The following is a 2313-nucleotide window of genomic DNA, read 5'->3' as shown; positions in this document are numbered from 1 at the left end:
GATCAACCTTTAACTGTGGTTAAGTTAATAAGGGCACACGGTGGATGCCTTGGCGTTAGGAGCCGAAGAAGGACGCAACGAACTGCGATAAGCCTCGGGGAGTGGTAAGTACACTTTGATCCGTGGATTTCCGAATGGGGAAACCCACCATCTGTAATGGGATGGTATCCTTCACTGAATACATAGGTGATGAGAAGGCAGACCCGGTGAACTGAAACATCTAAGTAGCCGGAGGAAGAGAAAACAATAGTGATTCCGTAAGTAGCGGCGAGCGAACGCGGAAGAGCCTAAACCGTAGGATTTATCCTACGGGGTTGTGGGGCGTTTCATTAGGAGTTACAAAGGACAGATGTAGGTGAACAGTTTGGGAAGACTGACCAAAGAGCGTGATAGTCGCGTAACCCAAACATCTGTCCCTCCGAGACCAACCCCGAGTAGCGCGGGACACGTGAAATCCCGTGTGAATCTGGCAGGACCATCTGCTAAGGCTAAATACTACCTAACGACCGATAGTGAACCAGTACCGTGAGGGAAAGGTGAAAAGCACCCCGGGAGGGGAGTGAAATAGTACCTGAAACCGTGTGCTTACAAATAGTCGGAGCACGATTAATGTGTGACGGCGTGCCTTTTGTAGAATGAACCGGCGAGTTACGATAGCGTGCGAGGTTAAGTCGAAGAGACGGAGCCGCAGCGAAAGCGAGTCTGAATAGGGCGAAAGTACGTTGTCGTAGACCCGAAACCGTGTGATCTAGCCATGTCCAGGGTGAAGGTAGGGTAACACCTACTGGAGGCCCGAACCCACGCACGTTGAAAAGTGCGGGGATGAGGTGTGGCTAGCGGTGAAATTCCAATCGAACTCGGAGATAGCTGGTTCTCCCCGAAATAGCTTTAGGGCTAGCCTCGGATTTAAGAGTCTTGGAGGTAGAGCACTGATTGGACTAGGGGCCCTCATCGGGTTACCGAATTCAGTCAAACTCCGAATGCCAATGACTTATGTCCGGGAGTCAGACAGTGAGTGCTAAGATCCATTGTCAAGAGGGAAACAGCCCAGACCAACAGCTAAGGCCCCCAAGTGTATGTTAAGTGGGAAACGATGTGGAGTTGCCCAGACAACCAGGATGTTGGCTTAGAAGCAGCCACCATTTAAAGAGTGCGTAATAGCTCACTGGTCGAGTGACTCTGCGCGGAAAATGTAACGGGGCTAAACATACCGCCGAAGCTTTGGCAGTCCTTACGGACTGGGTAGGGGAGCGTTCCAAGCAGCAGTGAAGCCGTACCGGAAGGAGCGGTGGAGCGCTTGGAAGTGAGAATGCCGGTGTAAGTAGCGAAAAGACAAGTGAGAATCTTGTCCACCGAAAGCCTAAGGTTTCCTGGGGAAGGCTCGTCCTCCCAGGGTTAGTCGGGACCTAAGCTGAGGCCGAAAGGCGTAGGCGATGGACAACTGGTTGATATTCCAGTACCACCTCTGTTTCGTTTGAGCAATGGCGTGACGCAGGAGGATAGGGTGAGCGACCTATTGGATGGTCGTCCAAGCAGTGAGTGTGATGTGTAGGCAAATCCGCACATCGATAAGCATGAGCTGTGATGGCAAGGGAAATTATAGTACCGGAGTCCCTGATTTCACACTGCCAAGAAAAGCGTCTAGCGAGAAACAAGGTGCCCGTACCGCAAACCGACACAGGTAGGCGAGGAGAGAATCCTAAGGTGCGCGGGATAACTCTTGCTAAGGAACTCGGCAAAATGGCCCCGTAACTTCGGGAGAAGGGGCGCCTCGGTAGGGTTAATAGCCCGAGGAGGCCGCAGTGAAAAGGCCCAAGCGACTGTTTAGCAAAAACACAGGTCTCTGCGAAGCCGCAAGGCGAAGTATAGGGGCTGACGCCTGCCCGGTGCTGGAAGGTTAAGGGGATGAGTTAGCGCAAGCGAAGCTTTGAACCGAAGCCCCAGTAAACGGCGGCCGTAACTATAACGGTCCTAAGGTAGCGAAATTCCTTGTCGGGTAAGTTCCGACCCGCACGAAAGGCGTAACGACTTGGGCGCTGTCTCGGCAAGAGACCCGGTGAAATCATAATACCTGTGAAGATGCAGGTTACCCGCGACAAGACGGAAAGACCCCATGGAGCTTTACTGTAGCCTGGTATTGAAACTTTGTGCATCATGTACAGGATAGGTGGGAAGCATTGAAGCGAGGGCGCCAGCCTTCGTGGAGCTGTCGGTGGGATACCACCCTTGATGTACGGAGTTTCTAACTTGCCACCCTTATCGGGTGGAAGGACCATGCCAGGTGGGCAGTTTGACTGGGGCGGTCGCCTCCTA

1 rRNA gene is annotated in these 2313 nt (G+C 52.8%); it reads left to right on the top strand.

What is annotated here, in order from left to right:
- Positions 1-17 precede the first annotated feature (17 nt).
- A 23S ribosomal RNA gene (locus LM917_RS20735) occupies positions 18-2313 on the top strand; the annotation flags it as partial.

The organism is Brevibacillus daliensis, from assembly GCF_021245735.1.
Classification (GTDB): domain Bacteria; phylum Bacillota; class Bacilli; order Brevibacillales; family Brevibacillaceae; genus Brevibacillus_B; species Brevibacillus_B daliensis.
This window is presented reverse-complemented; position numbering and strand designations above follow the sequence as displayed.